Source organism: Pseudoruminococcus sp. (assembly GCF_047012705.1).
Classification (GTDB): Bacteria; Bacillota; Clostridia; order Oscillospirales; family Acutalibacteraceae; genus Pseudoruminococcus.
Genome location: NZ_JBKXNW010000005.1, coordinates 154,540 through 156,322, shown reverse-complemented (window position 1 = coordinate 156,322; position 1,783 = coordinate 154,540). Strand labels below are relative to the sequence as shown.

The window sequence follows — 1,783 nt, the reverse complement described above, 5'->3', positions numbered from 1 at the left end:
TTTTTTATGCGGGGGTGTTTGCATGACTAAGGAACAAAAGGCACTTGTTGTAAAGCTGCGTGATCAAGGTATGACTTTTGCAGCTATTGCAGAAAAACTGGATATATCGGTGAATTCTATCAAATCGTTTTACAGAAGAAACAGCAATACATCAAATGCGTCAAATGACGAAAATCAGCTTTGCTGTAAGGAATGTGGTAAACCTATCATACAGCCTTTCGGAACAAGAGAGAAAAAGTTCTGTTCGGATAAGTGCAGGATGCTTTGGTGGAACACCCGTCGCAGCGAAGTAAAGCTGAAATCTGCCGACCGCTGTAAATGTTCCTGTTGCGGAAAAGAATTTCAGGCTTATGCTCAGAGAAAATTTTGCAGTCGGGGTTGTTATTTCAAGATGAGGTTCGGAGGTGGTGACAGTGACAAGCATATCAAGCACATTCAGGAACGAAAAACTGTATCAGACAACGATGCACCTTGCACGAAAAATGCTGTCTGACGGTGTTATATCCGAAAAAGAGTATTGTCGGATTGATACAATGTTTACACAAAAATACAAGCCTGTTTTCGGTACACTTTTTTCTGATATTCGGTTGACTAATCCTGCAGATAGAGTGATGTATAGTACCGAGGAGGCTTGATATTATGCGAAAAATCACCAGAATTGAGCCGACTGTTCCGAGCATAAAGCATCGAAAAAAAGTGGCTGCTTATGCAAGGGTTTCTATGCAGTCGGAAAGAATGCTCCATTCCCTTTCGGCACAGATCAGCTATTACAGCAGTCTGATACAGAAAAATCCTGACTGGGAATATGTGGGAGTATACGCTGACGATTTTATCAGCGGAACGAACAAGGTCAGGCGTGAAGAATTTCAGCGTATGCTTGCAGATTGCGAAAAGGGTAAAATCGATATTATCCTGACAAAATCTATATCAAGATTTGCAAGGAATACGGTTGACCTGCTTGAAACGGTGCGGCATCTGAAATCACTCGGCATTGAGGTAAGATTTGAAAAGGAAAAAATAAACTCCATGTCAGGTGACGGAGAACTTATGCTTTCTATTCTTGCGTCATTTGCACAGGAAGAAAGCCGCAGCATTTCCGATAATGTTAAATGGGGTATCCGCAAAAGGATGCAAAACGGAATGATAACAGCCAGCGGTCATTTTACAGTTTATGGTTATCGCTGGGAGGGTGATGTACTGGTTATTGTTCCCGAAGAAGCGAATATTGTAAAGCGTATCTTTCAGAATTTTCTTGACGGCAAATCAAGACTTGAAACAGAGCGTGAATTTGCTGCCGAAGGTATCACCACAAGACAGGGCTGCCGATGGGTCGATTCCAATATACGAAAGGTGCTTGAAAACATCACCTACACAGGCAATATGCTCTTTCAGAAGGAATTTATCTCCGACCCTATCAGCAAACAGAGAAAAAAGAACCGTGGAGAACTGCCAAAGTATTATGTAGAAAACACACATGAGCCGATAATTGATAAAGCCGTATTCGATTATGTACAGGCAGAAATGGCAAGAAGGCGTGAACTTGGTGCGTTGGCAAACAAAAGCCTGAACATCACCTGCTTTACAGGAAAAATCAAGTGCGAACACTGCGGCATCAGTTTTATGCGGAATATCCGAAATAACAGAGCCAAAATGACCGAGCGTGGAGATAAGGTGGTGAGTTGGGTATGCGGTTCAAAAAAGAAGAAAGACTGCCGCTGCCCGACAAGAGAAATTCCCGACCATATATTAAAGAGATTGTGTTGTGAGGTGCTCGGTACAGAAG

The 1,783-nt window shown here is 42.4% G+C and carries 3 protein-coding genes; all 3 read left to right on the top strand.

Going from position 1 to position 1,783, the window contains the following annotated elements; translation table 11 throughout:
* Positions 1-22: 22 nt before the first annotated feature.
* On the top strand, positions 23-493 hold the full coding sequence (locus tag ACLU24_RS06575) for a helix-turn-helix domain-containing protein (protein ID WP_412611208.1): 471 nt from the start codon (positions 23-25) through the stop codon (positions 491-493).
* A complete protein-coding gene (locus ACLU24_RS06570) occupies positions 465-635 on the top strand; it encodes an SHOCT domain-containing protein (protein ID WP_412611330.1) in 171 nt (56 codons plus the stop codon). Before ACLU24_RS06575 ends, ACLU24_RS06570 begins: the two co-directional genes overlap by 29 nt.
* 4 nt (positions 636-639) lie before the next feature.
* The coding region (locus ACLU24_RS06565) for a recombinase family protein (protein ID WP_412611207.1) at positions 640-1,783 on the top strand (1,144 nt) is incomplete at its 3' end.

Bases quoted from the DNA above. Each gene is read 5' to 3' on its own strand.
- ACLU24_RS06570 (WP_412611330.1), top strand. From the start codon at position 465: ATGCACCTTGCACGAAAAATGCTGTCTGACGGTGTTATATCCGAAAAA.
- ACLU24_RS06575 (WP_412611208.1), top strand. From the start codon at position 23: ATGACTAAGGAACAAAAGGCACTTGTTGTAAAGCTGCGTGATCAAGGT.